This is a genomic window from Psychrobacter sp. UBA3962, from assembly GCF_002385225.1.
Lineage (GTDB): Bacteria > Pseudomonadota > Gammaproteobacteria > Pseudomonadales > Moraxellaceae > Psychrobacter.
The window spans coordinates 1-14,534 of record NZ_DGDC01000029.1 but is presented as its reverse complement, the minus strand read 5'-3'; the positions used below and the strand labels follow the sequence as shown (position 1 = coordinate 14,534).

Genomic DNA, 14,534 nt, shown 5'->3' with positions numbered 1-14,534 from the left:
GAATTGACTGATTTATGACAATAGCTGCTTTAATCCCCGAATTCGCCGTTGGTCAACGTTATTTATCTGATACTGAAGCTGAGCTGGGCCTAGGTGTGGTGATAGATGTTGATGACCGCTGTGTGCATATCTTATTTGCTCAAAGCGAAGAGACCCGGGTGTATGCCAAAAACTCGGCACCTTTATCTCGAGTAACCTTTAAGGTGGGTGACGAGATTACCGACCAAGAAGGTAACACCCACATTGTTACTGGGGTTGATGAGGTAATGGGGGTGGTTAAGTATCATGTGGAAGGTCATCCGCGTGGCATCATGGAAACCCGCTTGGCCGCTAATATTACTTTGGCCAAGCCGCTAGAAAGATTACTAGCTGGACGGGTTGAACGTGGAGACTGGTATGAGCTGCGTCAAGATATCCTACGTATGCAGTCAGCCTTGGCAGGTCATCCGTTAAAAGGCTTGATGGGCGCTCGCGTTGATATCATTCCGCATCAACTATATATCGCTCATGAAGTGGGTAAGCGTATCGCCCCGCGAGTATTGTTGGCCGATGAAGTGGGTTTAGGTAAAACCATTGAAGCCGGTCTTATTATTCATCAGCAGCTGCTTACTGGTAAAGCACAGCGCGTATTAATCTTGGTCCCTGACAGCTTGCAGTATCAGTGGATGGTCGAAATGCGTCGCCGCTTTAACCTAAATTTTGCCCTATTTGATTTGGTACGTACGGCGGCTATTAAAGAGCATAATCCCGATCAAAACGTATTCGCCACTGAGCAGTGCATCATCGCCAGCTTAGATTTATTGCTAGACCACCATGACTTATATGAGCAGGCGATGGAAGCCGGCTTTGACTTATTGGTGGTGGATGAGGCGCATCACTTACATTGGGATCCAGAGCAAGGCGGTAATGATAAGTATGAGCTGGTAGCTGACTTCGCTCATGAAACCCCAGGGGTGTTGTTATTAACGGCGACGCCAGAACAGTTGGGTGTGGAAAGCCACTTTGCCCGCCTGCGTCTGCTTGATTCAGACCGCTTCGATGATTTAGATGATTTTATTGACGGTCAGGCGGCGTTCTCTGATACTGCGGCAGTAGCCGAAGTATTGATGGATCAGAAGCCTTTGACTGAAGGGCAAATTAAAGCCCTGACTCATTTATTGGGCTTTAGTGATCCTGATGAGCTGGCCACCATTAATGAAGACGATAAATTACGTACTTATGCTCTAAACCAGTTATTAGACCGCCATGGTACTGGCCGTGTGTTATTCCGTAACACCCGTGATAGTGTGCAAGGTTTCCATGGTCGTACCAGTCACCCGCACCCTCTGCCTTGCCCAGAAAGCTGGATAGGCAGCTATCAGACCTGTGGTAAATTGCGCGAGCAACTGTGGGGTGAAGAAAACCAGCCCGATGGCAGCTGGCTAGAAGATGACCCGCGTGTGCCGTGGTTAATTAAGCTGTTAAAAGAAGAGTTAAAGCAGAAAAAAGTACTGCTTATTGCTCGCAGTGGAGCGACGGTAGAAAGTTTAGAAGCGGTATTGCGTCTACACGCCGGCATTAAGACCGCTATCTTCACCGAGCAAATGAGTCTGCTTGAGCGTGACCAAGCGGCGGCATTCTTTGCGGATGAAGCAGGTGCCCAAATTCTATTGTGTTCAGAAATTGGCTCCGAAGGTCGTAACTTCCAGTTTGCCAGTCATTTAGTACTGTGGGACTTGCCGGCCAACCCAGATACTTTAGAGCAGCGTATTGGTCGCCTAGACCGTATCGGTCAAACCCAAAAGATTACTCTGCACGTACCTTACGTGCAAGGTACGGCTCAAGAGCGTATGTATCAGTGGTATGATTCTGCGCTTAATATCTTCAATCATATATCACCGACCGCACAAACAGTACAAGAGCAGTTCATCGTTGACTTAAAACCTTTGCTGGAAGGCGAAGACAATGAACAAAACCGTCAAGCCTTAAGTGACTTAATTGCTGAAGCAGCGAGTGTCCGTCAAGAGTTAGAGGCAGAATTACAGTCGGGTCGTGACCGTCTGCTTGAGTACAACTCTTGTCGACCAAGAGTTGCTTCCCGTATTGCTGATGCGATGAGCGACTTTGATGCCAATAACTTATTGCCGTCCTTCTTAGATCGTTTCTTCTCTTCAGTGAACTTAGATCATAGCGTGCAGCGTGATGGTTCTTGGGTTGTTCATCCACCAGAAGCCGAAAACAGTCAGCATACCGATGTCGACAATCTGCCTATCTCTGAAGATGGCATGACCTTAACCTTCAAACGCAGCCAAGCTTTAGTGCGTGAGGATATGGACTTTATTACTCACGAGCATCCGTTAATGCTGGCCATTTATGATATGGCCAACTCGGGCACTTTTGGTAATACCACAGTGGCTATGCTTAAGAGCAACACCGTTCCAGAGGGTATGCTGTTATTGGAGGTGAACTTTAGGGTGGCCACCATTGCTCCGAAAGTCCTGAATTTAGGGGCGACTTTACCGACTCAAAACTTAAGAGTGTTCTTAGGAGAGCAGGGCGGTGACCTATCCGAGCGCATCACTGCGGATATGATTATGCCGCACATTGAGCGTTTGGATAAAAACCGTTCGCGTCAGGTAGTTAAAGTGCGCAATAAAGTGATTGAATCACGCTACTATGACGCTGAAGCCATTGCCCAAAGTAAGCTAGAGGCAATTAGTGCCCAAGCACTGGCTCGTTTTAGTCAAATTTGGGAGCGTGAAATCAGCCGCCTAAAACAGCTACAACAAGTGAACCCGAACGTGCGTGATGAAGAGATTGAACGTCTTGAGTCGCTAAAAGCTCAAGGGGAGCAGGCGTTAAGCAACTTGTCTCTGGTGCCGGATAGTATTCGTGTATTAGTGGCCGTTAAGCCTTAAGTGGCTAGGCAGTAAGTAGTAATAGCCCTGACTTTTTAGCTTTAAAAAAAGCCCTCCTTAGCGTTAAGGAGGGCTTTTAGTTTTTTGGCTTATGCGGTACTCTAAGCGGATTAAAAACTGATTTTATTGAGGCAAAAGTTCATGACCCCAGCCATTAATTTAGCCAAGAAATTAAAACTAGATTACCAAATTCATGAATATGAGCATGATCCTAGTGCCGAGTCTTATGGCCTGGAAGCTGCCGATAAACTAGGTCTGCCTGCTGAACAGGTTTTCAAAACGTTAGTGGTAGAAACCGATGCCAAAAAGCTGGCGGTTGCGGTTTTACCCGTTATTGATACCTTAAACTTTAAAAAAATGGCCAAAGCTTTGGGCTGTAAAAAAGTGCAAATGGCCAGTCCTAAGGTAGTTGAGCGAAGTAGTGGCTATGTCTTAGGTGGGGTAAGTCCTTTGGGTCAAAAAAAGCGATTGCCTACGGTCATTCATGACTCTGCTCAATCATTAGCTACCATTCATGTCAGCGGGGGTAGGCGAGGACTTGAGATTGAATTGCCACCGCAGCAATTGGCAAATAGCCTTAATGCCAAGTTTGCAGATATTATTGATTAAACCCACCTAGCTTTTTAATACCAATTTTCAATACTAAAGTAGAGTAAAACTATGCCACACGTTATCGTTCAAGCCACGCCCAATGTCACCATCAAAAAACCTGAAAGCTTATTAAAAAAGCTAAATAGCACCCTATGGGAAACGGGCCACTTTGGCTCACCCCAAGCGATTAAGGCCAGATTTGTAGACCTAGAAACATTCTTGGTCGGGGTAGAAGATGATGAGCAGGCTGAAGGATTCGTTTATATTCAATTAAGGCTGATGCCAGGACGCAGCCAGGAGATTCGAGATGACTTGGCTGAGAAGCTACACACTTGCTTAAAGCAAGAGCTAGTAGAGCAGCAGTCAGGGCGAGTGTCCGTGCAGTACTGCGTTGAAGTGGTTGAGCTTACGGCGGCTTATAAAAAAGAGAAGATATAAGATTAGCCAGTAATAGGTCACTTCAATAAAGCCCCACACAGCTAGGTGTATAGGGCTTTATTTTTAACAGTGAGAGCCTAGGATTTAATAGAGAATCTCGTCACTAGCAAAAATCGCTACGCCTTTTTCTGAGCACAAATGGCCACATAATCGCCACGGTCATAACCCTCAACAACTTCTTGTACTTTGTCATTGGCAAACATAGGATGAGTCAGTAAGGTTTGTGCGTATTCAAAATTAGTTAAGCCCGCTTCTTGCATCAGCTCAATCTTTTCATCAGAGGTACGCCAGTTTGCAGTGCGGACCAGCTCAATAGGATACGGGTCTTTGGGTGAGATATGGGCCAATAGCTGATGATCCCAAGTATCGACTGCACTGGCTAAGTTGTATAAGCTGGCAAATCCACTTTCTTTAGGCACATCAATAAGAATCAGCTTACCGCCTGGCTTTAGGGCGTCATGGGCTTTGTTGATACATAGGGCTAGGTCGCTGATATAGCTAACACTACCGTTGAACATGATAATGTCGAATTTATTAGACTCAATTTCAGCGTCTTCTGCGGTATTGACATCTACGGTTAACCCTCGTTTTTCTGCAATTTGTGCCATATCTTTAGAGGGCTCGATACCGTGCTTGATATGAATGTCATAGTCTTTTGCCAGTAGCATTTCAAACAGCCCACTGCCACAACCCACAGACAAAATAGTACTGTTTTTGTCCAAAAAATGAGCAACCAGCTTTAGTTCACTAAGTAGTAAATTCTCATTGTCCATAAACCAGCTGTCATACGCATTGGCATGCTCGTCAAATACCGCCATGATTTTCTCCTTGTTTTACATAGATTTATTATTGATAGGTTTTTAAGTTAAGGGAACTTTTTGGCAATTAAGATAAATCTAAAGCCATCTGCCAAAAGTTAACCTCCATACGAGAGGCTGTGTTAAATAGCTTTTGTAATTTGGGGTGCTGAGCTGAGCTGACCTCAGCAAATAATTGATTAATAAAGGCTTCATTTTGGGCAGTCACTTTTTGAAACTCTTCACTAGCAAAGACGTCAATCCAGGGCTGGTAAGGGTTATTGTCAACGAAGCCTTCTGCTTTAAGGCGCTGACCAATCTCCCCATATCCCATTAGACAAGGGGCAATGGCCGCATAGAGCTCAACCAATGAACCGGACATGGCGGCATCTAACAAATAGCGGGTGTAGGCAATGGTCGCTGCAGATTCTGTGGTATTTTCGACTTCCTCAATAGAGATCCCCCATTGCTGACAAAACTCTAAGTACATACCAATTTCTAGATCAAGCATGGCATTGATACCGGCTTGTCCCACTCGCATTTGAGCCAGAGTGTCACTCTTGTAGACACTCAGTGCCATGACTCGGGTGTAGTGCAGAAGATAGAGGTAGTCTTGTTTTAGATAGTGTTGAAAGCTTTGTTTGGGTAAGGTTCCTGCTGCCACCTGATTGACAAACTCATGATGGATATAATCTTGCCAAGTCGGGCAGTTATCGCGTAGTGTTTGAAAGTCCATAATGCTCACTTTTATCAAAGATAGGTCACTAAAAACCATATGACCAAAAATTTAGCCGTGTCTTGATAACCTGAGGAATGTTTGGACTGACCGCTTGGAGAGGAAGCACAGAATTAGAATAGAGCAATACCAAAAGCCATTAAAGGACTACGCCTTAATGGATTAAGTGTATTCTGGGAATGAGCTCACTAAGATCACGCTTGTTTCCTACGTCAGTACTAACTGCATCAGGTTCTCGGGTATTTCTCAGCTAAGGCTAAATCTTTGGCTTGATATGAATAATCAAGAGATGGGCCATAGCACCCCGACAAGGTCATTGGGATAATTAAAATAAAGGTACAGGGATAAAGACGTTTACGAGACTGATTTCCCGTCCCCATAATCGGGCTCTTATCCGTTGCTACTCACTATCATAGGACAACGGACGGCTTCAATGCAAGGCAAGCCCGTTTTTATCATCGATAAGCCAGGATAGGGCACTGAAAATCAATCGAAGCTGTCCACAAAAAAACTACCCATAAAAAAACCGCCCTAATAAATAGAGCGGTTTTTTTGATTTAATCTATGGGCTAAAAAGCGAATAGATTAGTCTAAGAAAGCAAAGTGCTCAATGTCCATATCAGTCATAGATGAGCTTGGCGCTACCATACTTTCAGCATGACCTGAAGTGCGTGGTAAAATCTTATCAAAGTAGAATTCAGCAGTCTGAATCTTAGCTTTGTAGAATTCTGGCGCTTCAACACCACCTTTTTCTAGCTTTTCATAAGCTACTGCCGCCATACGTGCCCAGTGATAAGCCATCATCACATAACCTGAGTACATTAAGTAGTCAACAGAAGCGGCTGAGATAATTTCACGGTCTTTACGCGCGCTTAGCATTAGACGTACAGTTAGGGTGTTCCACTCAGCACATAACTTAGTTAGCGCCCAAACGAATTTACGCATGTTTTTGTCTAGAGCGTAATCACCACACCACTTCATGATACCTGAAGTGTAATCACGGATGATCTTACCTTTTGATTGCAAGATAACTTTACGGCCTAGAAGGTCAAGAGCCTGTACGCCTGTGGTTCCTTCATAAAGAGTAGCAATACGAGCGTCACGAGCGATCAACTCCATGCCCCACTCTTTGATGTAACCATGACCACCATAAACTTGCTGGCCTTCTTTCGCCGCTTCAATACCCAGCTCAGTTAAGAAGCCTTTTAGAATTGGGGTATAGAAACCTAGCTTATCATCCCACTTTTCAAATTCTTCATCATTGCCTTCAGCAATACCTTGAGACATCTTATCCGCATAACGAGCAGCATGATAAATCATTGAGCGGCCGCCTTCAGCGAACGACTTCATGGTTAACAGCATACGACGTACATCAGCATGGTTAATAATAGCGTCAGCTACTTTTTCTGGCTCTTTAACGCCTGATAAAGTACGCATTGAACGACGCTCTTTGGCATACGGTAGGGCATTTTGGAAAGCAAGCTCACAGTGAGCAAGACCCTGGATACCAGTACCGATACGGGCAGTGTTCATGAAAGTGAACATAGCTTTTAGACCACGATGCGGTTCACCAATTAGGTAACCTGTTGCGTCGTCGAAGTTTAGAACACAAGTGGCCGATGAGGCGATACCCATTTTGTGCTCGATTGAACCACAGCTTACGCCGTTACGCTCACCTGCTTCACCTTCTTCATTGACATTGAACTTAGGTACGATGAATAGTGAGATACCACGAGTACCTTCAGGTGCATTTGGAAGACGGGCTAGAACGATGTGGATAATGTTATCAGTTAGGTCATGCTCACCACTTGAGATGAAGATTTTAGTACCATTTAGCTTATAGGTGCCGTCTTCTTGTGGCACTGCTCTGGTTTTTACTTGACCTAAGTCAGTACCCGCTTGTGGCTCAGTTAGACACATAGTACCTGACCAAGTACCTTCTACTAGTTTAGGAAGGTAAGTGTCTTTTTGCTCTTCTGTACCGTACTGCATTAAGGTGTTGATACAACCAGTAGTTAGACCTGGATACATTGCCCATGGCCAGTTAGCGGTACCAATCATTTCAGCCTTAATAAGGTTTAATGACATTGGTAAGTTCATACCGCCGTACTCTTCTGGGTACGAAATACCTTGCCAGCCACCTTCTACGAACTGATCGTAAGCGTCTTTAAAACCCTTAGGAGTGGTCACTACGCCATCTTTGAATTGACAGCCTTCAGCATCTGCTGGCTGATATAAGGGGCTAATAACGTTTTCCGCGAAATCAGCGATACCTTGCAGAATCATATCTACAGTTTCTGGATCCGCGTTTTCACCATTGCTTAAATCTTTATAATGCGTTTGATAATCGAAAACGTCATTTAATAAGAATTTCATGTCACGTAAGGGGGCTTTATAACTTAGCATAATAGACTCTCTTCCATTGAATAATATATTTGTCGCTGCTGCGAGGTATTGTCAACCTAGCATAATATGAATAGTATAGGAGGGTGATATGGATTTTAGTATAAGCCCAAATAATACAAAAACCTATTATTCATAACTATTATTCATAAGTGAATAAATGTTTCATAAAAATAAGTATTAATAACACCCAAAAAAAAGCACCTGCTTTGATTCATTTTTAAATTATATTAGGCTTACAATAGCGTAGTTTTTGCTAACCAACATGACCTTATAATATTAACTTAAGTCTAAAGAAGTGTTGGACTCCTGTTATTAAAATGTCACCATTTTACTTTTCTAAATGACCCTTATTTAAACACTTATCTGCTCTGCAATAATTATCTAAATAGCTTAATCAAATAATACGCTCTTCTATAAAATAAAACGTAGAACACCTATCTCATCTCACTCTTTTTCTTCTAGGGTATTTTTATTTTCCCCAAACTTTATTAAATTACAATTCTAAAAAACAACAATCTGAGTACTTTCTGTTTATGTCAACACAGCGTTTAAAAGAGCTTGCCAAACGAGAAGCTGACCATTTATTTACCTTTAAACCAAAAATTAGGCCCCTGTACGTGGGATTAGTGGCGGCTTTTACCATCGCTTCTACCATTTTTATCGCGGCTTTATTTGACCAACTACCGATAGGGGTGTTGGCCTCTTTGGGCGCTATGATATTTCTTAACCAACCGAAAGCAGGCAATGTGCGCCAGCGTCAGACTTTGCTGTTCTTTATTGGCATTATTATGGTTGGTAGCTTCAGCTTAGGGCTTATGGCTCACAATCTGCCAGCTCTTAGAGTGCCACTGTTTATCTTTATGGCCTTTTCAATGGTACTCATGGGCCGCTATCTACGTCTGCCTCCACCTGGAGGTATGTTTATTATGATGGCCTCGGTTCTAGCTATTTTTATGCCCGTAGAATGGTCGGGAATGTTGTCTAAAATTGGTATTGTCGCTACCGGGGCTATTTATGCTTGGGTAGTTTCTCTGTTCTATAATTTATGGATAGTAAGGCCGCCTGCGGAATATGTAGACCCAGGTTATGGTTATCAGTTGGGCATGGTGACAGAGAGCTTAATTGTTAGCGCCTTTGTGGTGCTGTCGCTGGAGGTGGCTTTATGGTTGGACATGCCTTACCCTTATTGGGTGCCTGTTAGCTGCTACGTTATTATGCAAGGGATGCAGCTACGCACGATGTGTATTAAGCAGTTGCATCGGATTTTGGGCACCGGCATTGGGGTGTTTGTGGCTTGGTTTTTATTGTCACTGCCTTTATCAGACATTGGGGTGGCAATCGCCATATTTATGATGTTTGTCTGGATAGAAACCATTATTACCCGCCACTATGCGCTGGCGGTGGTCATGGTCACGCCGTTAACCATCTTTATTGCTGAATATGGAAGGGGACATCCAGCGCTATCCGCTGGGGCTGCGGCGGCCTACGACGGTATTGTACAGGCCAGGTTCTTAGATACCTTGCTGGGCTGTCTAATTGCTTTACTTGGTGGGGTAGTCATGCACTCTACTGGGTTAAGAAAGCCGTTAATGGCATTAGAGGCTAAAGTATTTAGCCCCAAACCATAGCGCTTAGGGTAACTTATTATTGTATGAAGCCATTTTATTAACGCCACCGTACCGACAGAGTCAGTGCTGATCAACATCATTTATGGATCGTTACTGAGCCTCATTTAAGGCATTAAGGTCAACGCTAGCGCCAGTCCACAGTTTAAAGCTTAAGGCCGCTTGCCCAATGAGCATGCCGTAGCCGGATGAAACTTCAGCGCCTTTATCAGAAAAATGAGTTAAAAACGGCAACTCTCGACCATACATCATATCGTAAGCATAGTGGCAGTTTAAACTGTCTTTAACAGGTAGCATTTCCCCTGATAAGCCGATTGAGGTGGCATTAATAATGAGGTCAAAATCACCTTCTAATTGCTCTAAAGCACAGTAATTAGGATTAATAGCCTCGATAACTGGGCTGGCTGCACACAGTTGCTCAATCAAGACTTGGGCCTTTTCTACAGTACGATTGGCAATGGTAAGCTGTTTAATACCCGCCTCGATAAGCGGTAGAGCTACTCCGCGTGATGCGCCGCCAGCGCCCAATATCGCAACTTTAGCGCCTTTAAGCGGCCAACCTAAGCTGAGCAAGTGATTGACCAGTCCTTGACCATCGGTATTGTCGCCATAGATTTGCCCTTCTTTTAGCATAAGCGTGTTCACAGCCCCTGCCACTTTGGCATGCGCTGAAAGCTGCCCACGCTCTGCACATAACTGGTATGCTACTTGTTTAAAAGGGACAGTGACGTTAGCGCCAACACCACCCCCGTTAAAAAAAGCCTCTACTACAGCGATAAAGCTGGCAGCATCGTCGGGGCAGTACTGACGGTTATAACGAATCTGCAACTGCGCTTGTTCGGCAAATTGCTGATGAATCTCAGGAGATTTGCTGTGGGCAATCGGATTACCGATAACGATAAAGTGCTGAAGGTTAGACGGACTCATAAGATACTCTGTATTTTTAGCTGTCTTATTAAGACAAAGTGGGTTGGCCGGTATAATTTAATCCTGAAGCTCAATTAAAATACAATGAGCTTAGACCGCTGTTTTGGGGTTTATTACCTATAATTTAGTATAAAAAGATGAGTATAACAAACCCACTATGCTTGGGAGAGTCGTCTGTAAGGTTTGTCTTGGGCTTCATGCTTTTTCCACTATGCAATGCGTGGCGATTTGGATAAACTAGACATTCATTTTTAGAGAGAGTGAGGGCTTTATTGTAAAGTCTTCATTAAAGAGTTACCGAGGTGGGTAACGGTCCAGGAAATAAGTAAAAAGGTGTGCGTGAATGATCTTCAGCAAGTCCAAAAACTCTAGCCAACCCTTTACTACAGGCTCAATGCTCTCAAAGCTAGGGGCATTAGGGCTAGCTACCTGTTTGTTATTTACAGGCTGCAGCAAGGCCGACGAAACCGTGACTCCAGTGGGGACCTCTTCAGAAACGGAAGCCTCAAAACAACAAGCCCTGTCTAATAATGATGCTATGGCCAGTCATGAGGCAGACACTCGTGTGGACCCAAACGTCAACAAGAAGCCTGAGGGTAAGCCGGTGAGCTACGATGTACAGAGTTGGAAAGCCTCCAACACTCAAGATTTGAGCTTAGAGGATGTGGATGCCTTAAAAAAACAGTTTGGTAAAGTTACCGTCACTGATGAAAAAAGTTTAGATTATGCCAGTAATATGGCCGTGAAATACCGCTTTATGAAAGGTGATGAACCCTATCTAGATATCATCGATTCGCAAGATTATCTGGAGCTTGGCTGGTATTATGCCAACCCCAATGACTCTGATAGCGAAAAGAAAATGAGCATTGATCACGCCAAAAAAGTATATAAGGTGATGACTGGACTTATGGGAGATGAGGGCAAGGATCTGGTTCAAAGCATCTTATCTGGCAAAATCGTTAAGAATAAAGTCATCAATGACACCAAGGTAGAACTGGCCAAATGTGAGTTTTATAGCTGTATGATTATTATGAATAAAAACGGCTAATCATTGTTCTAGACCCATTTAAAAGGTTAAATTAACCACCAATCAGTTATTAAGGAGAGGGGGATGTCTCATGCCATGACATGGTATCAACTCAGTGATGCCGGCATGAGCGCCCTCACACCTTCCGCGCCTTCCTACTCTTTTACTTCCTCCCTTTTGCCTAATGATAGTATCGCCCCTAACCTAAGAGCGGTGGCCTATGGGGATGGCTTCTTTAGTACTATGGGGGTGCATAAAGCACAGCTGCTTTGGCAGTCCTACCATCAAGCTCGTATCATGAGTCATTGCCAAGCTTTGCAGTTAACCCTTTCAACTCAGGTTGAGCAGCAACTGTGGCGCGAAATCCGCCAGTTTGCTACGACTATTGGCGATGGATTGATTAAAGTTATCCTTTCTCGTCCTGCCCAGAATTTGCGTGGCTATGCTTATTCAACGCAGGCAGCAGACAATGAGGCTTTAATTTGGATAGGGGTGATGCAGACAGCAGCGCTCGCAGAGCATACAGCTCAGTTTTTGAGGGGTGACTCGGATGATGGTCCGTCCTTAGGAGAGCAGGTGTTACAGCAACCTCCAATTATCGCCCAATGTTTGCAATCACAGCTGGCCAGCTTGCCTCAGCCGTTGGCGGGTCTAAAAACCTTAAATCGTTTGGATGGGGTGATGATAGCTGGTGAGTTACAGCGTCATAAGCAGCAGAATGCCGAACTTGCTGAAAGTTTGGTAGCAGATATGAGCGGCAATTGGGTGGAAGGGGTGATGAGCAACTTCTTTTATACATTAAAGCCGGAGCTGGCTGCTGAAGGTAATGACGCAGCCTCTGACGTTTGGTATACGCCGCCCATTGAGCAGTCTGGGGTGCGCGGGGTTATGCGTCAGGTTATTCTTGATAAGCTAGCAAAGCTCGGCACACCTGCCCAGCTGCGTTACTTGAGCAATGAGGATTTAAACCAACTTGAAGCCCTGTTCTTTTGTAATGCGGTGCGTGGTGTTACTCCTGTTCAGCAGTTATGGTTTCAAAATGAAAGGTTTCAGTTATCTTTAGCGCCTTTCCAATACAATATAAAATAGCTCAATGACGAGACAAAACAGCCTAGATAGTTATTCCCCATTGAATATCTGAGCATACAGTGCTAAATTCTAGCAAACTTTTACCTCGTGAGTGGCTATGAGCGATTCAAATTCAAAAAAACCAAGCAATAATCCCAATAAACCGACCGCTACTGAGGCTGAAACAGTGCACCCAACGGACGTCTCCTTGGTGTGCGACGACCCCTCTCGTCATAAAAAACAGCCCCCAAAACCTACCTCAAAACGTGGCTATCAGTTGCTATTGGTATTTGGTTTAATACTGCTGTTTTTGTTGGCCATGGCGTATCAGACCTTGTTTGGTCACTCTAATCAAGCCGCTGGTGACTTGGTTGTGGAAGAAGGTCAAAGCTATTATGGCTTCTTACCTCAGTTCCAACGCGATGTCCCCATGTTCTCTGCCAGCTTAGCCAAGCTGTATATCAAGGCAACTGTGGATGCGCCTCTGCATGCTGGTACTTATGAAGTGCCGAAAAATGCCAGCTTTAAACAGCTGATGGATGCTTTCAAAGAAGGTCAAAAAGTAGACATGGTTACTATCCAGATTATTGAGGGTAAAACCGCTGCTGACTTGTACAAAGCAATTACCAAGACTGAAGGGGTAGTGTTAGAGGTATTAGAGTCAAATGGCAAGCCTAAGGCCGATTTTAAGCAGCTATTGGGTATTGATGCGTTCACTCCAGAAGGCGAGTTTTCTAGCAACTTAGAAGGCTGGTTTACTCCAGATACCTATTACTATGCCAGAGGCATTACTGACAAACAGATTCTAAATGACCTTTATAAGCGTCAACAACAAGCTTTGGATAAGGCGTGGGAGAATCGTGCTGCGGATCTGCCCTATAAAACCCCTTATGAGGCGTTAATTATGGCCTCTATTATCGAAAAAGAAACCAGTGTTGAAAGTGAGCGCGAATTGGTGTCGGCAGTATTTGTGAATCGTCTAAACATGGGGATGCGTCTTCAAACTGATCCGACGATCATCTACGGTATGGGTGAGCGTTATGATGGCAATATTCGCCGTACCGATATCAATGAGAAGACCGCTTATAATACCTATCAAATTGATGGCTTACCACCGACTCCAATTGCACTGCCTTCTCCAGAATCTATTGAGGCGGCTATGCACCCAGCCGATAGTGATGCTTTGTATTTCGTGGCCACGGGTACAGGTGGGCATAAATTTACCAAGACCCTCGCGGACCACAATCGTGCAGTACAAGAGTACTTACAAGTTATGCGTGAACAAAGAAAAGCTGATAACCCATAAATAAAGAGAGTCGAGTCTTATGTCGCAGACAGTCAATGAAGCTAAATTTATCAGCTTTGAAGGTACTGAAGGGGTGGGTAAAACCACGGCCATCAATAGCCTATGCCAACGTTTAACGGACGCCGGTATTGAGTATGTGCAGACTCGAGAGCCAGGCGGCAGTCCGTTTGCCGAGCAGCTTCGTGAGCTATTATTGGATACCAAGACGGATATCACTGATGACACTGAGATGTTATTAATGTTCGCGGCTCGTAGTGACCACTTGGCAAAAGTTATCTTGCCGGCGCTAGAGGCAGGGAAGTGGGTAATTTGCGATCGCTTTGTAGACTCTACTGTGGCCTATCAGGGCTATGGTAGAGGCTTTGGAAACTCAGTTATGTTGCAGAAGATTGAGGGGCTTATCAGTCAATTTGTGCCTCGTTTGCCAGACTTAACTTTGTGGCTCGATTTACCGGTCGCAGAGGGCATGCAGAGGGCAGGTAAGCGCAGTGCTGCTGATCGCTTTGAACAACAGAAAATGGCTTTTTTTGAAAGGGTGTATCAAGGTTTTAGTGAGCAATATCAAGCTCATCCTCAGCGTATCCAGCGTATTGATGCCCAAGGTGAGGCAGAGGAGGTTGCAGCTAGAGTTTGGCAGGCCGTTGCTCAAAAGCTATAGCCACTAAGGGTATAGTTATCATAGAGGTTGTATTGTAGTATGTCTCGTCCTGAAATAC

General features: G+C 44.5%; 12 protein-coding genes and 1 riboswitch. Of the genes, 8 read left to right on the top strand and 4 right to left on the bottom strand.

Features of this window, described 5'->3' with window-relative positions:
* The first annotated feature begins 14 nt into the window (after positions 1-14).
* The 3 genes from rapA to B3S92_RS07285 all read left to right on the top strand — a co-directional run bounded on the left by rapA (position 15) and on the right by B3S92_RS07285 (position 3,926).
* Positions 15-2,897: an RNA polymerase-associated protein RapA gene (gene rapA, locus B3S92_RS07295; protein WP_296204369.1), complete on the top strand. Its 2,883-nt coding sequence runs from the start codon at positions 15-17 to the stop codon at positions 2,895-2,897.
* A gap of 141 nt (positions 2,898-3,038) precedes the next feature.
* A complete protein-coding gene (gene ybaK, locus B3S92_RS07290; RefSeq protein WP_296204367.1) occupies positions 3,039-3,506 on the top strand; it encodes a Cys-tRNA(Pro) deacylase in 468 nt (155 codons plus the stop codon).
* Between the two features lie 51 nt (positions 3,507-3,557).
* Entirely contained in the window at positions 3,558-3,926 is a 369-nt protein-coding gene (locus B3S92_RS07285; RefSeq protein WP_296204365.1) for a 5-carboxymethyl-2-hydroxymuconate Delta-isomerase, read from the top strand.
* 116 nt (positions 3,927-4,042) lie between these two features.
* On the opposite strand, the gene B3S92_RS07280 is transcribed toward B3S92_RS07285, so the two are convergent.
* The 3 genes from B3S92_RS07280 to B3S92_RS07270 form a co-directional block, all read right to left on the bottom strand.
* Positions 4,043-4,744: a class I SAM-dependent DNA methyltransferase gene (locus tag B3S92_RS07280; RefSeq protein ID WP_296204363.1), complete on the bottom strand. Its 702-nt coding sequence runs from the start codon at positions 4,742-4,744 to the stop codon at positions 4,043-4,045.
* A 67-nt stretch (positions 4,745-4,811) separates the two neighbouring features.
* Positions 4,812-5,459 (bottom strand): thiaminase II, encoded by a 648-nt coding sequence (tenA, locus tag B3S92_RS07275; RefSeq protein ID WP_296204361.1) that lies wholly within the window; start codon positions 5,457-5,459, stop codon positions 4,812-4,814.
* A gap of 187 nt (positions 5,460-5,646) precedes the next feature.
* A riboswitch (TPP riboswitch) is annotated at positions 5,647-5,776 on the bottom strand.
* A 268-nt stretch (positions 5,777-6,044) separates the two neighbouring features.
* Positions 6,045-7,865, bottom strand: coding sequence for an acyl-CoA dehydrogenase C-terminal domain-containing protein (locus tag B3S92_RS07270; protein ID WP_296204359.1), 1,821 nt, complete (start codon positions 7,863-7,865; stop codon positions 6,045-6,047).
* Between the two features lie 533 nt (positions 7,866-8,398).
* Here B3S92_RS07270 and B3S92_RS07265 point away from each other — a divergent pair.
* On the top strand, positions 8,399-9,493 hold the full coding sequence (locus B3S92_RS07265; protein ID WP_296204357.1) for an FUSC family protein: 1,095 nt from the start codon (positions 8,399-8,401) through the stop codon (positions 9,491-9,493).
* Between the two features lie 90 nt (positions 9,494-9,583).
* On the opposite strand, the gene aroE is transcribed toward B3S92_RS07265, so the two are convergent.
* A complete protein-coding gene (gene aroE / locus B3S92_RS07260) occupies positions 9,584-10,417 on the bottom strand; it encodes a shikimate dehydrogenase (protein ID WP_296204356.1) in 834 nt (277 codons plus the stop codon).
* Between the two features lie 343 nt (positions 10,418-10,760).
* Between aroE and B3S92_RS07255 the strand changes: the two genes are divergently transcribed.
* The 4 genes from B3S92_RS07255 (at position 10,761) to tmk (ending at position 14,476) form a co-directional block, all read left to right on the top strand.
* Entirely contained in the window at positions 10,761-11,465 is a 705-nt protein-coding gene (locus tag B3S92_RS07255) for a hypothetical protein (protein ID WP_296204354.1), read from the top strand.
* A gap of 63 nt (positions 11,466-11,528) precedes the next feature.
* Positions 11,529-12,533: an aminotransferase class IV gene (locus tag B3S92_RS07250; RefSeq protein ID WP_296204352.1), complete on the top strand. Its 1,005-nt coding sequence runs from the start codon at positions 11,529-11,531 to the stop codon at positions 12,531-12,533.
* Between the two features lie 97 nt (positions 12,534-12,630).
* Positions 12,631-13,818 (top strand): endolytic transglycosylase MltG, encoded by a 1,188-nt coding sequence (mltG, locus tag B3S92_RS07245; protein ID WP_077451100.1) that lies wholly within the window; start codon positions 12,631-12,633, stop codon positions 13,816-13,818.
* A 19-nt stretch (positions 13,819-13,837) separates the two neighbouring features.
* Positions 13,838-14,476 (top strand): dTMP kinase, encoded by a 639-nt coding sequence (tmk, locus tag B3S92_RS07240; RefSeq protein WP_077451099.1) that lies wholly within the window; start codon positions 13,838-13,840, stop codon positions 14,474-14,476.
* Positions 14,477-14,534: the final 58 nt, after the last annotated feature.

Coding starts and splice junctions, on each gene's coding strand:
- B3S92_RS07285 (WP_296204365.1), top strand. CDS start 3,558: ATGCCACACGTTATCGTTCAAGCCACGCCCAATGTCACCATCAAAAAA.
- B3S92_RS07255 (WP_296204354.1), top strand. CDS start 10,761: ATGATCTTCAGCAAGTCCAAAAACTCTAGCCAACCCTTTACTACAGGC.
- B3S92_RS07280 (WP_296204363.1), bottom strand. CDS start 4,744: ATGGCGGTATTTGACGAGCATGCCAATGCGTATGACAGCTGGTTTATG.
- mltG (WP_077451100.1), top strand. CDS start 12,631: ATGAGCGATTCAAATTCAAAAAAACCAAGCAATAATCCCAATAAACCG.
- B3S92_RS07270 (WP_296204359.1), bottom strand. CDS start 7,865: ATGCTAAGTTATAAAGCCCCCTTACGTGACATGAAATTCTTATTAAAT.
- B3S92_RS07265 (WP_296204357.1), top strand. CDS start 8,399: ATGTCAACACAGCGTTTAAAAGAGCTTGCCAAACGAGAAGCTGACCAT.
- tmk (WP_077451099.1), top strand. CDS start 13,838: ATGTCGCAGACAGTCAATGAAGCTAAATTTATCAGCTTTGAAGGTACT.
- tenA (WP_296204361.1), bottom strand. CDS start 5,459: ATGGACTTTCAAACACTACGCGATAACTGCCCGACTTGGCAAGATTAT.
- B3S92_RS07250 (WP_296204352.1), top strand. CDS start 11,529: ATGTCTCATGCCATGACATGGTATCAACTCAGTGATGCCGGCATGAGC.
- ybaK (WP_296204367.1), top strand. CDS start 3,039: ATGACCCCAGCCATTAATTTAGCCAAGAAATTAAAACTAGATTACCAA.
- rapA (WP_296204369.1), top strand. CDS start 15: ATGACAATAGCTGCTTTAATCCCCGAATTCGCCGTTGGTCAACGTTAT.
- aroE (WP_296204356.1), bottom strand. CDS start 10,417: ATGAGTCCGTCTAACCTTCAGCACTTTATCGTTATCGGTAATCCGATT.